At 69.8% G+C, this 14,181-nt stretch carries 14 protein-coding genes; 12 read left to right on the top strand and 2 right to left on the bottom strand.

Features of this window, described 5'->3' with window-relative positions:
• Positions 1–91 precede the first annotated feature (91 nt).
• A complete protein-coding gene (gene thiD / locus ACLF6P_RS18240) occupies positions 92–862 on the top strand; it encodes a bifunctional hydroxymethylpyrimidine kinase/phosphomethylpyrimidine kinase (protein WP_415951513.1) in 771 nt (256 codons plus the stop codon).
• 115 nt (positions 863–977) lie between these two features.
• On the opposite strand, the gene rpmB is transcribed toward thiD, so the two are convergent.
• Entirely contained in the window at positions 978–1,163 is a 186-nt protein-coding gene (gene rpmB / locus ACLF6P_RS18235; protein WP_415951512.1) for a 50S ribosomal protein L28, read from the bottom strand.
• Between the two features lie 255 nt (positions 1,164–1,418).
• Here rpmB and ACLF6P_RS18230 point away from each other — a divergent pair, with 255 nt between their 5' ends.
• From ACLF6P_RS18230 to mutM, 9 genes are all read left to right on the top strand, one after another.
• Positions 1,419–3,314 carry a DAK2 domain-containing protein gene (locus ACLF6P_RS18230; RefSeq protein WP_415951511.1) on the top strand — a complete coding sequence of 632 codons (1,896 nt, stop codon included), beginning with the start codon at positions 1,419–1,421 and terminating at the stop codon, positions 3,312–3,314.
• 73 nt (positions 3,315–3,387) lie between these two features.
• Positions 3,388–6,591, top strand: a complete 3,204-nt coding sequence (locus ACLF6P_RS18225) for a helicase-related protein (protein WP_415951510.1) — start codon at positions 3,388–3,390, stop codon at positions 6,589–6,591.
• An 82-nt stretch (positions 6,592–6,673) separates the two neighbouring features.
• Entirely contained in the window at positions 6,674–7,330 is a 657-nt protein-coding gene (gene rsmD, locus ACLF6P_RS18220; protein WP_415951508.1) for a 16S rRNA (guanine(966)-N(2))-methyltransferase RsmD, read from the top strand.
• A gap of 35 nt (positions 7,331–7,365) precedes the next feature.
• Positions 7,366–7,848 carry a pantetheine-phosphate adenylyltransferase gene (gene coaD, locus ACLF6P_RS18215; protein ID WP_415951559.1) on the top strand — a complete coding sequence of 161 codons (483 nt, stop codon included), beginning with the start codon at positions 7,366–7,368 and terminating at the stop codon, positions 7,846–7,848.
• Positions 7,849–8,001: 153 nt separating this feature from the next.
• Positions 8,002–9,222 (top strand): cell division initiation protein, encoded by a 1,221-nt coding sequence (locus ACLF6P_RS18210; protein ID WP_415951506.1) that lies wholly within the window; start codon positions 8,002–8,004, stop codon positions 9,220–9,222.
• Between the two features lie 273 nt (positions 9,223–9,495).
• Positions 9,496–10,149, top strand: a complete 654-nt coding sequence (locus ACLF6P_RS18205; RefSeq protein WP_415951558.1) for a YceD family protein — start codon at positions 9,496–9,498, stop codon at positions 10,147–10,149.
• 2 nt (positions 10,150–10,151) lie between these two features.
• Positions 10,152–10,325, top strand: coding sequence for a 50S ribosomal protein L32 (gene rpmF / locus ACLF6P_RS18200; RefSeq protein WP_026165248.1), 174 nt, complete (start codon positions 10,152–10,154; stop codon positions 10,323–10,325).
• A 19-nt stretch (positions 10,326–10,344) separates the two neighbouring features.
• Positions 10,345–11,121, top strand: a complete 777-nt coding sequence (rnc, locus tag ACLF6P_RS18195) for a ribonuclease III (RefSeq protein WP_415951505.1) — start codon at positions 10,345–10,347, stop codon at positions 11,119–11,121.
• 100 nt (positions 11,122–11,221) lie between these two features.
• Positions 11,222–12,088: a bifunctional DNA-formamidopyrimidine glycosylase/DNA-(apurinic or apyrimidinic site) lyase gene (gene mutM / locus ACLF6P_RS18190; protein ID WP_415951503.1), complete on the top strand. Its 867-nt coding sequence runs from the start codon at positions 11,222–11,224 to the stop codon at positions 12,086–12,088.
• Between the two features lie 93 nt (positions 12,089–12,181).
• On the opposite strand, the gene ACLF6P_RS18185 is transcribed toward mutM, so the two are convergent.
• Positions 12,182–12,994 (bottom strand): CAP domain-containing protein, encoded by an 813-nt coding sequence (locus tag ACLF6P_RS18185; protein ID WP_415951502.1) that lies wholly within the window; start codon positions 12,992–12,994, stop codon positions 12,182–12,184.
• 141 nt (positions 12,995–13,135) lie between these two features.
• On the opposite strand from ACLF6P_RS18185, the gene ACLF6P_RS18180 reads away from it, so the two are divergent.
• Complete coding sequence (locus ACLF6P_RS18180) at positions 13,136–13,417, top strand: acylphosphatase (RefSeq protein WP_415951500.1); 282 nt, start codon at positions 13,136–13,138, stop codon at positions 13,415–13,417.
• A gap of 379 nt (positions 13,418–13,796) precedes the next feature.
• The gene (locus ACLF6P_RS18175; RefSeq protein WP_415951498.1) at positions 13,797–13,997 is read left to right on the top strand and encodes a hypothetical protein; all 201 of its coding nucleotides are present in this window, start codon (positions 13,797–13,799) and stop codon (positions 13,995–13,997) included.
• Positions 13,998–14,181 lie beyond the last annotated feature (184 nt).

Raw genomic sequence — 14,181 nt, 5'->3', positions numbered from 1 at the left:
GGATGCCGCCCCTGCCGGAGGGACCGCCCCTGCTGGAGGGACCGCCCCTGCCGGAGGGACCGCCCCGGCCGTTCCGCCGCGTGTTCTCACGGTGGCCGGCTCGGACTCCGGCGGAGGCGCCGGGATCCAGGCCGACCTCAAGACCATGCTCGCGCTCGGCACCCACGGCATGAGCGTGCTGACCGCGGTGACCGCGCAGAACTCCCTGGGCGTCCAGGGCGTCTGGCAACTCCCCGTCGAGGCCGTACGGGCCCAGTACCGCAGCGTCGTCGACGACATCGGCGTCCAGGCCGTGAAGACCGGCATGCTCGCCTCGGCGGAACTCGTCGAGGCCGTCGCGGAACTCCTCGCCGGCACGGACGCACCGGCCGTCGTAGACCCCGTCGGCGTCTCGAAACACGGCGACCCGCTGCTCGCGGAAGCGGCCCTCGACTCCGTACGCACGCGACTGCTGCCGGTCGCGACGGTGGCCACACCCAACCTGGACGAGGTGGCGCAGCTCACCGGCATCCACGTCACCACCGAGACCGACCTGCGCCGGGCCGCCGAGGCGATCCTCGCCTTCGGCCCGCGCTGGGCCCTGATCAAGGGCGGCCATCTGCCCGGCGAACCGGTGGACCTCCTCACGGACGGCACCACCGAACTCCGGCTCCGCGCCCCCCGCCACGACAACCGTCACACCCACGGCACGGGGTGCACACTCGCCAGCGCCATCGCGGCGGGCCTCGCCAAGGGCCTCCAGGTCCCGGAGGCGGTCCGCGCCGCGAAGGACTACGTGACGGGCGCGATCGCCTCGGGCTTCCCCTTGGGCGCGGGCATCGGCCCGGTCGACCACGGCTGGCGCCTCCAGCCCCGGGGGTGAAGCCTTAGGGGCTGAAGGCGCCGGGGCTGGAGGCACCCTGAACGCAGGAAGCCGGTCCGCCCCCGAGGGGGCGAACCGGCTTCCTGAAGCAACCAGCTAGGTGGCCGCGCTGCGATTAGCGCGTGACCTTGCCGGCCTTGATGCACGAGGTGCAAGCGTTCACGCGCTTCGGCGTCCCGCCGACCACGGTACGAACGCGCTGGATGTTCGGGCTCCAGCGGCGCGGCGTACGGCGGTGCGAGTGCGAGATGTTGTTGCCGAAGCCCGGCCCCTTGCCACAGACGTCGCAGTTGGCAGCCACGGGTCACTCCAAAGACTTCAGATGCACTTACGGTGGAAACCCGGCATGCCGGGTTCAGTGATATCTGAGTGGCGGTGCCAGGAAAGACCTGATTCGAATCAGGCAACCGAAGCAGCATACATCGGCTGCGTCGGTACAAGAAAACTACCATGGCCCGCCGGAGCCCCTGCCCGGCCCCGGCCCGTCGCACTGGCCCCCGACCGCGATCCGTCGCACTAGTCTGCGGAATGATCCCCGCCGTTCCCAGGAGGCACCGTGCCGCAGACCCCCGACGCCCTCGTGGTGCGCGGCTGGTGCGTGCTCGCGCTCGATGCCCTCGGGCGGGCGCGCGAGGAGATCGACGCGATCAACGTCTATCCCGTGGCCGATTCCGATACGGGCACCAACCTGTATCTGACCGTGGAGTCGGCGGCCCGCGCGGTCGAGGCCACCTTCACCGCCCACGAGGCGGCCGGCTCCCAGGAGGGCCCCTCCCTCGCCGAGTCCGTGCGGGCGGTCGCGCACGGCGCGCTGATCGGGGCCCGGGGGAACTCCGGGACGATCCTGGCGCAGCTGCTGCGGGGCATGGCGCAGGTGCTGGCCGGGGACGGTGAGCTTTCTCACGAGCCCGCCCCTCAGGCATCCGCCGCCCGCGCCCGCCGCCTGAAGCGGGCACTGAGCCACGCCGCCGCATCCGGCTACCGGGCGGTGGCCCACCCCGTGGAGGGCACTGTGCTCTCCGTGGCCACGGCGGCGGCGAAGGCGGCCGAAGCGGCCGCGGACGACTGCGCGGCGGTGGCCAGGGCCGCGTACGACGGGGCCTGCCTCGCCCTGGAGCGCACACCGGAGCAGCTGGCCGTGCTCGGCCGTGCCGGGGTCGTCGACGCCGGAGGCCGGGGCCTGGTGGCGGTGCTCGGCGCACTGGCGGAGGCGGTCTCCGGGCGGACGGTCACCCCGTACCCGCGGCACCACTCAGGAACCTCGGCCACCGGCCGCCGCACCGCAACACCCGACCCACACGCACCCGGCACGTCCTCCTCCGCCTCCTCCGGCACGTCCTCCTCCGGCACGTCCGTCTCCTCCGCCACCTCCGCCACCACTCTCAACGCCTCCGCCGCCTCCGAGCCCGCCGCTCTCGACGCCACTCCCGTCCCCGAGGCCACCACTCCCGGGCCTCCGGCACCGTCTCACCTGACCCCCGACGCCTCTCCCGACGACCCCTGCGTCGCACACGAACCCTCCGGCAGCCCGGCCTTCGAGGTGATCTACCTCCTCGAGGCCGAGGACGACGCACAGGTCGATCGCCTCAGGACCCGCCTCGACGCGCTCGGTGACTCGCTGGTCGTCGTCGGCGGGGACGGCCTGTGGAACGTCCATGTGCACGTGGACGACGCGGGCGCCGCGGTCGAGGCGGGCGTGGAGGCGGGCCGTCCGTACCGGATCCGCATCACCCACTTCGGCACGGAGGACGCGCACAGCGCCGGTTTCGTACCGCCGCCGCGCGAGCGGGCGCAGCGCGCGATTGTCGCCGTCGTACCGGGCGAGGGCCTCGCCGCCCTGTACGCGGAGGCGGGGGCGACCCCCGTGCTCGCGCGCCCCGGGGAACCGCCCGCGAGCGGTGAGCTCGTCGAGGCGGTCCGGCGCGCGCACGCCCGCGAGGTGGTGCTCATGCCCAACGACGCCGACCTGCGCCATACGGCCGCGGCGGCCGCTGAGCAGGCCCGTACGGAGGGCGTACGGGCCGCCCTGATCCCGACCCGCTCGGCGGTCCAGGGCATCGCGGCCCTCGCCGTGCACGAGCCGGAGCGCCGCTTCGACGAGGACGTGGTCGCGATGACGGCGGCCGCGGGCGCCACCCGCTGCGGCGAACTCGCCGTGGCGGAACGCGAGTCGTGGACCATGGCGGGCATCTGCCAGCGCGGCGACATGCTCGGTCTCATCGACGGTGATGTGGCGGTCATCGGCGCGGAGCTGCCTGAGACCGCCCGGGCGGTCCTCGACCGGATGCTCTCGGCGGGCGGCGAGATGGTCACCCTGGTCCTCGGGGAAGAGGTCCCCGACACCCTCGCCGCGACCCTGGAGACCCACGTCCGCGAGACCTATCTGGCCGTGGACACGGTGGTCTACCGGGGCGGCCGGAACTCGGCGCTGCTGCTCATCGGGGTGGAGTAGAGCTGCTGCGTGCGCACCAGGGCGGGGGAGTTGTCCACAGGGCTCACCCTGCCTGTCAGTCCCGTGGTGTGCAATGGACTGCGTGTCCGTGCTCGAAGAACCGTTGAAGAAGTCGCTCGGCCCCGCCACCGCGAAGGCGATGGCCGACCATCTCGACCTGCACACCGTCGGCGATCTCCTGCACCACTATCCACGGCGGTACGCCGAGCGCGGTGAGCTCACCACGCTCGCAGACCTGCCGCTCGACGAGCATGTGACGGTCGTCGCCCAGGTCGCCACCGCCCGCATCCTGAAGTTCAACCATGGCCGCGGTCAGCGACTGGAAGTCACCATCACCGATGGCAGTGGCCAGCTCCAGCTGGTCTTCTTCGGCCGCGGCATCCACAAGCCACACAAGGACCTGCTGCCCGGCACCCGCGCCATGTTCGCGGGGAAGGTCTCCGTTTTCAACCGCAAGCTCCAACTCGCGCACCCGGCGTACGAACTGCTGCGCGGCGACAGCACTCAGGCTGTGGACAGCTGGGCCGGGGCCCTGCTTCCGATCTATCCGGCCACGGCGAAGCTGGAGTCCTGGAAGATCGCCAAGGCCGTGGACGCGGTGCTGCCGAGCGCCCAGGAGGTCGTGGACCCGCTGCCCCGCGCGCTGCGCGACGGCCGCGGACTCGTCGCCCTCCCGGAGGCGCTGCTCAAGATCCACCGGCCGCACAGCAAGGGCGATGTCGCGGTGGCCAAGGACCGCCTCAAGTGGGACGAGGCCTTCGTTCTGCAGGTCGCGCTCGCACGCAGACGGCATGCGGAGACACAGCTTCCGGCTGTCGCCCGCGTTCCACGGTCGGACGGGCTGCTCGACGCCTTCGATGCGAAGCTCCCGTTCACGCTGACCGAGGGACAGCGGAAGGTGTCGAAGGAGATCTTCGACGACCTGGCGACCGAACACCCGATGCACCGGCTGCTCCAAGGCGAGGTCGGTTCCGGCAAGGCTCAACCCCTGGACGCCCTGGTGTTGACTCCTCGTGGTTTCCGGAAGGTGGGGGAACTGAGAGTGGGCGATCAGGTGGTTGTCCCGAATGGTGATACCGCGCTCGTTCAGGGAGTGTTTCCGCAAGGGGAGCGGGACGTGTGGCGGCTGGTTTTCTCCGACGGAAGTTCCGTCGAGTGTGACGACGAGCATCTGTGGATCGTCGGCACAAGCGGTGCTTGGCATCGGGGACAGCCCCCGAAGGTGATGAGCACCCGGGAGATTCGTTCCGACCTGTTCAATGCGAATGGCTCGTCGAAGTGGTATGTCCCTGTGGCGACACCGGTCGATCTCGAAGACGGTGTCGAGGTACCGCTTGATCCCTACCTGTTCGGCCTCCTGCTGGGAGACGGTTCGTTCCGCCACAATCTGCGCCTGTCCACGATCGACCAGGAGATTTACGCCGCTGCATCCCGGGCCGTAGCACCGGCATGCAAACTTGTCCCGGTCGTCGATTCACACTGTGACTACACGATTCAACTGGCGGAGCGTGCTGGTGGCGTACGTAATCCAGTCATCCAGGCCTTGCGGGATCTGCACCTCTGGGGTGCTTCCTCCCACGGCAAGTCTGTGCCGGATGCCTACAAGAACACGTCGATCGGCAACCGGCTGGCACTGCTCCAGGGACTCCTGGACACGGACGGGACTGTGGGGGCGGATGGGCTGAGTGTGTCGTTCTGCTCCGTCTCCCGCAGGCTCGCGGAGGACGTGGCGTGGCTGGTGCGCTCGCTCGGAGGCAGAGCAAGGGTTCTGCAGAAGAAGACTGCATTCAACGTATCGATTGCACTGCCCGATGAATGCCCTCCGTTCCGCTTGTCCCGTAAAGCCGAACGAGTACGTTCACGGCCGAAATACAACACGTTCAGGCGTGGCGTTCGACAGGTCGAGTACGTGGGTCGTAAAGAGGTCCAGTGCATCAGCGTGGATCACTTCAGCAGCGCTTATGTCACGGATCACTTCACGGTGACACACAACACGATGGTCGCGCTGCGCGCGATGCTCGCTGTCGTCGACGCCGGCGGACAGGCCGCGATGCTCGCGCCCACCGAGGTACTTGCCCAGCAGCACCACCGGTCGGTGACGGAAATGATGGGCGAGCTGGCCGAAGGGGGGATGCTCGGCGCCACGGAGCACGCCACGAAGGTGGTCCTGCTCACCGGTTCAATGGGGGCGGCCGCCCGCCGCCAGGCCCTGCTCGACCTGGCCACCGGCGAGGCCGGCCTTGTGGTCGGTACGCACGCGCTGATCGAGGACAAGGTGCAGTTCCACGATCTGGGCCTGGTCGTGGTCGATGAACAGCACCGTTTCGGCGTCGAACAGCGCGATGCCCTGCGCTCCAAGGGCAAACAGCCGCCGCACCTCCTGGTCATGACGGCGACCCCGATCCCGCGCACGGTCGCGATGACGGTTTTCGGCGACCTGGAGACTTCGGTCCTCGACCAACTGCCCGCTGGGCGCTCACCCATCGCCAGCCATGTGGTCCCGGCGGCCGAGAAGCCGCACTTCCTCGCCCGCACCTGGGAACGGGTCCGGGAGGAGGTCGAGAACGGGCATCAGGCGTACGTGGTCTGCCCACGCATCGGCGATGATCTGGAGGACAAGGCGGCCGCGAAGAAGAAGTCCGCCGAGGACGAAGCGGAGAAGCGCCCGCCGCTCGCCGTGGTCGAGGTCGCCGAGCAGCTCACCACCGGACCGCTCACGGGTCTGCGCGTGGAGATCCTGCACGGCCGGATGGCACCGGACGACAAGGACGACGTGATGCGCCGCTTCGCCGCGGGTGACGTCGATGTCCTGGTAGCCACCACCGTGATCGAGGTGGGCGTGAACGTGCCGAACGCCACCATCATGGTGATCATGGATGCCGACCGCTTCGGTGTCTCCCAGCTCCACCAACTGCGCGGCAGGGTGGGTCGTGGCTCCGCGCCCGGCCTGTGCCTGCTGGTCACGGAAATGCCCGAGGCCAGCCCCGCCCGTGGCCGCCTCGGCGCGGTGGCCTCGACCCTGGACGGCTTCGAGCTCTCCCGCATCGACCTGGAACAGCGCCGCGAGGGCGATGTTCTCGGCCAGGCCCAGTCGGGTGTCCGCTCCTCGCTGCGGGTTCTCGCGGTGATCGACGACGAGGAGGTCATCGCGGAGGCCAGACAGGAAGCGGTCACGCTGGTCGGCAAGGACCCGGAGCTGGCCCACTACCCCGAGCTCCGCACCACCCTGGACGCCTTGGTGGGCAAGGACAGGGAGCAGTACCTGGAGAAGGGGTGAGCACCCGCCCCGCGAGGCCCACGCCGATCGCGCCCCATATCGTGGGAAGCCCGCACCACACCCCGCGCAGAAGGACCCTCACATGACCCGCGTGATCGCCGGCACCGCTCGCGGGCGCAGGCTGTCCGTGCCGCCGGGCAACGGCACCCGTCCCACGTCCGACCGGGCCCGCGAGGGGCTGTTCTCGACCTGGCAGTCGCTGCTCGGCGGCCCGCTCGACGGCGAGCGCGTGCTCGACCTGTACGCGGGCTCCGGCGCGGTCGGCCTGGAGGCCCTGTCCCGCGGCGCGGGCCACGCGCTGCTCGTCGAGGCGGATGCCAAGGCCGTCCGTACGATCCGCGAGAACGTGAAATCGCTCGCCCTGCCCGGCGCGGAGGTACGCGCGGGCAAGGCCGGTCAGATCATCACCGCAGCGGCCCCATCCGCCCCGTACGACATCGTCTTCCTCGATCCGCCGTACGCCGTCACCGATGACGATCTTCGGGAGATCCTGCTCACACTCGCCGCCCAGGGGTGGCTCGCGGACGATGCGCTCGTCACCGTGGAGCGCAGCACCAGAGGCGGCGAATTCGGCTGGCCAGGCGGCTTCGAGTCGCTCAGGTCCCGGCGTTACGGCGAGGGCACCTTTTGGTACGGTCGCGCCGCCTCGACCGGTGAGGACCCGCAGGAAGCCGGGGCCTCGACCCCCGAGGACCAGCCAGCAGCCGGTTCCCCGAAGCAAGAGGAACGGCAGTCATGACCAACCGGCCCGCACCGGAGAGCGAGGGACACACGTTGCGCCGCGCAGTCTGCCCGGGGTCGTTCGACCCCATCCACAACGGTCACCTCGACATCATCGCCAGAGCCTCCAGGCTGTACGACGTCGTGCACGTCACGGTGATGATCAACAAGTCCAAGCAGGGCCTGTTCACCGTCGACGAGCGCATCGAACTGATCCGCTCGGTCACCGCCGAGTTCGGCAATGTCGAGGTCGAGTCCTTCCACGGACTGCTCGTCGACTTCTGCAAGCAGCGCGACATCCCGGCCATCGTCAAGGGCCTGCGGGCCGTCAGCGACTTCGACTACGAGCTGCAGATGGCCCAGATGAACAACGGGCTCTCGGGCGTGGAGACGCTCTTCGTCCCCACCAGCCCCACCTACAGCTTCATGTCCTCCTCGCTCGTCAAGGAGGTCGCGGCCTGGGGCGGCGACGTCGCCCACCTGGTTCCGCCGGTCGTCCACGAGGCCCTCACCGAACGCCTCGGCAAGGGCCGCTGAGGACCGTACGGCACAGCGGCCGGCCCCCGATCCGGTGCAGGGCCCGCCCCCACCCCCGGCTGACGGTTCGTCAGTCGGTGTCGCGCGGGCACCCCGTGGCCGTACAGTCGTGCCGTCCGTCTCCAACCAGTTCTAGAGAGTGGCGAGCACACGGTGGACGTGCAGAACAAGCTCGACGACGTCATCAGGTCCGTCGAGAGCGCCCGGTCGATGCCCATGTCCGCCTCGTGCGTGGTCAACCGCGCCGAGCTGCTCGCGCTCCTCGAAGAGGTGCGCGGCGCGCTGCCCGGTTCGCTCGCCCAGGCCGAACAGGTCATCGGCGGCAGCGAGCAGCTCGTCGAGCAGGCCCACCAGGAGGCCGAGCGGATCGTCGCCTCGGCGCGCTCCGAGGTCGGCTCGCTGGTCTCCGACAGCGAGGTCGCCCGCAAGTCCCAGGAGGAGGCCGAGCGCATCCTGGCCGCCGCCCGCGAGGAGGCCGAGGAGATCAAGGCGGAGGCAGACGACTACGTCGACTCCAAGCTCGCCAACTTCGAGGTCGTCCTCACCAAGACCCTCGGCTCGGTCGGTCGCGGCCGCGAGAAGCTGCTCGGTACCGGCCAGGGCCTGGACGAGCAGGGCTACGAGGACCCGGACTTCACCGAGGCGCCCGAGCGCAGCCTCGACCCGCAGACCCAGCGCGAGAACGCCGATGCGTACGTCGACGGCAAGCTCGGCGCCTTCGAGGCCGTCCTGGCCAAGACCCTGGAGGCGGTAGGCCGTGGTCGGCAGAAGCTCCACGGCCGGATCGCCACCGACGACCTCGGCCGCCTCGACGCGCTCGCCCCGCAGCAGACCACTGACGCGGACTTCCTCACGGACCTCGCCGAACCCGAGGCCCCGGCCGTCCCGCGCCAGGTGCCCGGACGGCCCGCGCGGGAGACCGGCTTCCAGCAGCAGCAGCCCGGCGGCTACCAGCAGGAGGCCTATGGCGGGCAGGAAGCGTACGAGGGACAGGACGCGTACGGGGGGCAGGGAGCGTACCGGCAGGACCAGGACGGCTACCCGCAGGACGCGCCCCAGCAGGAGGCGTACCAGCAGCAGCCCGACCCGTACGCCTACCAGCAGCAGCCCCAGTCGCAGGATCCGTACGCCTATCAGCAGCAGGGCTACGACCAGAGCGGCGGTTACGCCCAGGCCGATCCGTATGCCTATCAGCAGCAGCCGGAGGTGTACGGCTACCAGCAGGGCTACGGGCAGCAGGGCGAGGGCTACCCGGGTGCGGACGCGGACGCCCAGCGGCAGGCCGCGGAGCTGGACGAGACGAGCCTCTTCGACACCAGCATGATCAGCATGGACCAGCTGCAGCAGTACGAGCAGGGGCGCGGCCAGAACTGAAGCCCCCTGGCGGCCGGGCCCGAGCCCCCGGCGGCCCGAGCCGTTCGTGGCCGGGGCCGAGCCCCCTCGCCGGGACCGGGCCGAGCCCCCTCGCCGGGACCGGATTGGGCCGTGAGCGAATGGTCCAGTATCCTGGCTCTTCGGTCGCGCATGCGCCCCCGGGCTCTCGGCTACGTTCGAGCAGGGAAGGTGCCTCCGCGCGATCCGGGCTGCCCGACCTCCGGTGCAGGCAGCCGCCTTCTCGACTTCCATGACCCGAAAGCAGGAAAAGCCCTGAACGGCCGCCTCGACCACCGCAACCCACTCGTGTTCGACACACATGAGCTGGGCCGGCGTCCTGGTGCCATGCAGCGCGTTTCCCGCAACGTGGAGGCACCCGCCGGGGACGAGATCCTCGGTATCCCGGGTGTCATCGGAGTGCCTGCCGGCGCTCCGGTGGAGCTTGCGCTCCGCCTCGAATCGGTCATGGAAGGGGTGCTTGTCACAGGCACCGCCCGTGCGCGGGCCGAGGGGGAGTGCGTAAGGTGTCTGGAGCCGGTCGAGCAGCAGCTCGACGCGGACTTCCAGGAGATGTTCTCGTACCCCGACGCCGATGACCGGGGCCGCAAACACGCGGAGCCGGTCGACGACGCCGAGGAGGACGAGGAGATCATCCCCCTCGAGGACGGACTCTTCGACCTCGAACCCGTGCTGCGGGATGCGGTGGTGCTCGCACTGCCGATGCAGCCGGTGTGCCGGGAGGACTGTGCGGGTCTGTGTTCCGAATGCGGAATCAACCTGAACGACAACCCGGACCACCACCATGAAGCCGTCGACATCCGTTGGGCGGCATTGCAGGGACTCGCCGGTTCACTCCAGAGCGGTGAGAAGGACGAGATGAGCGGCGCCGAAGCTGAAGCGGGCGTCGACGAGAAGCAGGAGAAGTAGCCGTGGCTGTTCCGAAGCGGAAGATGTCGCGCAGCAACACGCGCCACCGCCGGTCGCAGTGGAAGGCTGCGGTCCCCACCCTGGTGTCGTGCGAGCGCTGCCAGGAGCCCAAGCAGCAGCACATTGCGTGCCCGTCTTGCGGCACCTACAACAAGCGCCAGGTCCTCGAGGTCTGAGCGGCTGGTGAGAGGCACGATGTCGCAGCCGTCGAACAAAAAGCAGACGGAGAACACGGCCTCGTCCCACACGCTTCTGGAAGGGCGGCTCGGGTACAAGCTCGAGTCCGCCCTTCTGGTGCGTGCACTGACCCACCGTTCCTACGCATACGAGAACGGCGGTCTGCCGACGAACGAGCGTCTGGAGTTCCTCGGGGACTCCGTGCTCGGCCTCGTCGTCACGGACACGCTGTACCGCACCCACCCCGACCTGCCCGAAGGCCAGCTGGCCAAGCTGCGGGCCGCGGTGGTCAATTCGCGTGCGCTGGCGGAGGTGGGCCGTGGGCTCGACCTCGGCTCCTTCATCCGGCTCGGCCGCGGTGAAGAGGGCACGGGCGGGCGGGACAAGGCATCCATCCTCGCCGACACCCTCGAAGCGGTGATCGGTGCGGTCTATCTCGACCAGGGTCTGGACTCGGCCTCCGAGCTGGTCCACCGGCTCTTCGACCCGCTGATCGAGAAGTCCTCCTCGCTCGGGGCAGGCCTGGACTGGAAGACCAGTCTCCAGGAGCTCACCGCGACGGAGGGGCTCGGGGTGCCCGAGTATCTGGTCTCGGAGACCGGGCCCGACCATGAGAAGACCTTCACCGCTGCGGCTCGCGTCGGTGGTGTCTCGTACGGCACCGGTACTGGGCGCAGCAAGAAGGAAGCGGAGCAGCAGGCTGCGGAGTCCGCCTGGCGCGAGATTCGCGCCGCGGCGGACGCGCGGGCCGAACAGGCCCCGGCCTCCCCGGAGGCCGACGCGGCCACGGCCTGAGCTCTGTTCGTACGACGGCCCGTCCCCCTGCGGGGGACGGGCCGTCGGCCTTGGCCGGGGCGGGTGCAAGGCGCCCACACGCCGGTGGGAGACTGGTGGCGTGCCTGAGCTTCCCGAGGTAGAAGTGGTGCGGCGCGGGCTCGACCGCTGGGTAGCCGGTCGAACCGTGGCCGACGTCGACGTCCTGCATCCGCGTGCCGTGCGCCGGCACCCTGCCGGCGGGGTGGATTTCGCGGCCCGCCTCAAGGGCCGGCGCATCGCCCGGCCGCAGCGCCGCGGCAAGTATCTGTGGCTGCCGCTCGGCGACGGCTCGTACTCCGTGCTCGCCCACCTCGGGATGAGCGGCCAGCTGCTCGTACAGCCGGCGGACGCGCCGGACGAGAAGCACCTGCGGATCCGCATCGGCTTCGATGACGGGCAGGGCAGCGAGCTGCGGTTCGTCGACCAGCGGACCTTCGGCGGCCTCTCCGTGCACGAGACCGCCGCAGGCGAGGGTGCGGACGGGCTCCCCGACGTCATCGCCCACATCGCGCGCGATCCACTCGACCCCGCCTTCGACGACGCGGCCTTCCACGAGGCGCTGCGGCGGAAGCGTACGACGATCAAGCGCGCCCTGCTCGACCAGTCACTGATCAGCGGGGTCGGCAACATCTATGCCGACGAGGCGCTCTGGCGGTCCCGGCTGCACTACGAGCGGGCCACCGCCACGTTCACCCGTCCCCGTACCGCCGAACTGCTCGGGCATGTGCGGGATGTCATGAACGCCGCGCTCGCCGTCGGCGGCACCAGCTTCGACAGCCTCTACGTCAACGTGAACGGCGAGTCCGGATACTTCGAGCGCTCCCTCGACGCGTACGGGAGGGAGGACGAGCCCTGCCGCCGCTGCGGCACGGCGATGCGCCGCCGCCCGTGGATGAACCGCTCCAGCTACTTCTGCCCGAGGTGCCAGCGCCCGCCGCGGGTCTGAGGAACCGGAAGACGGGCGCACGGAACCGGAAGACGGGCGCACGGAACCGGAAGACGGGCGCACGGAACCGGAACCTGCCGGAACCGGGAGCTTCTAGAAGCCGAAGTCCTGCGTCCACCACGGACCGCCCGCACCGAAGTGCGCGCCGACGCCGAGCGTCTTGTAGTCGCAGTTGAGGATGTTGGCGCGGTGGCCCGGGCTCTTCATCCAGGAGTCCATGACCGCCTTGGCATCGGCCTGCCCGCGGGCGATGTTCTCACCGCCGAGGTTCGTTATCCCGGCCGCGTCCGCCCGGTCCCAGGGGGTGTCGCCATCGGGGTCGGTGTGGTCGAAGAAGCCGCGCGCCGCCATGTCGGCGCTGAAGTCCTCGGCGAGTGCGGCCAGCTCGCCGTCCGCGGTGACGGGCCGGCAGCCGGCCTGCGCGCGCTCCTGGTTGACCAGGGCGAGCACCTGGGCCTCGGCGCCGGAGCCCGCGTCCGCCGTGTCCGGGGTCGCGGTCTTCTCGGGGGTCTTCGTCCGTGGCTGCTTCGCGGGCTCCTCGCTCCTGTCCGCGGACTCCTTCTCGGCGGCGGCCTCGGACTCGGCCGTGCGCGAGGGGGTCGGGGAGGGCTTCTTGGCGGACTGCGAGGGGCTCGCCGAGGGCGTCTCGCGTGCCTGGTCCCGGTCGGCCCCGCTCGTCTCGCGCTCGGGTGCCTTGGAGCTGTCGCCCTGCGAGCGGACATCACCGGTGGTATCGGCGGCCTGCACGTCCTGCGGAGCGCTGTCACTGTCGAACCGGTAGTTCTCGGTACCGGGCAGCACGCCCGAGGCCATCAGCGCGGCCCCGAGGGCCACGGCCGCGGAGACGCCGAGCAGACCCGTGCGTACGGGCTTCGCGGCGCCTTTATTGCGTCGGTGGCGTCCCATCTTGCGGCCTTACTTCGAGAGGAATCGGTCTTACGGACGACTTGACTCACCTGTTCGGGTGAGTCTCATCTTTCGCGACTGTACGCGATGACAGATGGGGGCGATGTGCTCCGAGAGGAATTGGCCGGTTAGCTTTCCCACATGAACGAGGAAGTGCGCATGATCGCCTGGGTCCGCGGACGGGTGCAGGGAGTCGGCTTTCGCTGGTTCACCCGGGCCAAGGCGCTGGAACTCGGTGACCTGGTGGGATTCGCCTCCAATCTGGGAGACGGGCGGGTGCAGGTCGTCGCCGAAGGCAGCCGCGAGGGCTGCGAGCAACTGCTCGACTGGCTGCAGCAGGGCGACACACCCGGCCGGGTGGACGGGGTGACCGAGATCTGGGACACACCCCGCGGCGGCTACGAGACCTTCGCGATCCGCTGAGCCGCCGGCCGCGGTGACCTGCGGCTGGGCCCCGGAAGATGCCCGCGGCAACGGTCCGGGGCAGAAATCACCAGGTGGTTGCCATTATCGGCGGCTCGTGCAAGGCTGCCCGATAACGAAGATCTCCACGCCCCCAGGGCCCCGCAGGAGAGCACCGTCGACCGGTCGGAAGGCGCTGTGCCCCGGGTCTGCCCGTGAGTACGGGGCGTGATCGTGTTGACCGTCAAACTTTTTGGTGAGACGCTGGAAGCCCCCGCGCACCCTAGCTGTTTGGCATGTGAGAACGGCAGCACGACAAGCAGTGCCAGTCAGCCGCGGGTGCCATCCCTCACGACCCACACCGCTTCGGTCGGTCACTCAGTGTGGAGGACCATCCATCATGGCAAAGGCGCTTCTCGGTTACGTCGGCGGCACCGACCCGCGACTTCTCGCCGAGATGCGACGGCTCCAGCAGCGCGTCCAGGATCTGGAATCCGAACTCGTACGGATCCAGGCGGAGAACGACGCGCTGTCTGCTACGGCTGTCGCTTCGCACAGCGAGCTCATCGACGTACCCCAGGCGGAGCCTGCGCTCACCTGATCACGTCTGAGATCCGGATCAGGCTGCTCCCTGTCAGCCGCTTGAAGAACCGCAGCTCGAAGAACTCCAAGGGGCGCCTCGGCGTCCCTTTTTCTTTTCCTCCTCCGCACCGGTCGTGACTCTCACGTCTGATGTGCCCTGCAGCTACCCGGGCGAAACTGCATGTTCATGCGGAGATCGCGGG

Origin of the sequence: Streptomyces lothianensis (genome assembly GCF_047779955.1) — a bacterium.
GTDB lineage: Bacteria > Actinomycetota > Actinomycetes > Streptomycetales > Streptomycetaceae > Streptomyces.
The sequence above is the reverse complement of the archived record's forward strand: the minus strand, read 5'-3'. Positions and strand labels throughout refer to the sequence as shown.

Excerpts from the sequence above, each read along its gene's own strand:
- ACLF6P_RS18225 (WP_415951510.1), top strand. The coding sequence starts at position 3,388 with ATGGACTGCGTGTCCGTGCTCGAAGAACCGTTGAAGAAGTCGCTCGGC.
- rsmD (WP_415951508.1), top strand. The coding sequence starts at position 6,674 with ATGACCCGCGTGATCGCCGGCACCGCTCGCGGGCGCAGGCTGTCCGTG.
- rnc (WP_415951505.1), top strand. The coding sequence starts at position 10,345 with ATGTCGCAGCCGTCGAACAAAAAGCAGACGGAGAACACGGCCTCGTCC.
- ACLF6P_RS18185 (WP_415951502.1), bottom strand. The coding sequence starts at position 12,994 with ATGGGACGCCACCGACGCAATAAAGGCGCCGCGAAGCCCGTACGCACG.
- ACLF6P_RS18180 (WP_415951500.1), top strand. The coding sequence starts at position 13,136 with ATGAACGAGGAAGTGCGCATGATCGCCTGGGTCCGCGGACGGGTGCAG.
- ACLF6P_RS18175 (WP_415951498.1), top strand. The coding sequence starts at position 13,797 with ATGGCAAAGGCGCTTCTCGGTTACGTCGGCGGCACCGACCCGCGACTT.